General features: G+C 49.8%; 1 protein-coding gene. It reads left to right on the top strand.

Annotated elements, in window-relative coordinates; all coding sequences use genetic code 11:
• Positions 1-201, top strand: a 201-nt coding sequence (locus tag HEN33_RS27310) for a lysis system i-spanin subunit Rz (RefSeq protein ID WP_183083593.1), incomplete at both ends; no start/stop codon positions are given.

Raw genomic sequence — 201 nt, forward strand, 5'->3', positions numbered from 1 at the left:
CCGCTCTGGTTATCTGCATTATCGCCTGCCTGTCATGGGCTGTTAATCATTACCGTGATAACGCCATCGCCTACAAAGAGCAGCGCGATAAAGCCACATCCATCATCGCTGATATGCAGAAGCGGCAACGTGATGTAGCAGAACTTGACGCCAGATACACAAAGGAGCTTGCTGATGCTAATGCGACTATCGAAAGTCTCC

This window comes from Escherichia sp. 94.0001 (assembly GCF_013369155.2).
Lineage (GTDB): Bacteria > Pseudomonadota > Gammaproteobacteria > Enterobacterales > Enterobacteriaceae > Escherichia > Escherichia coli_F.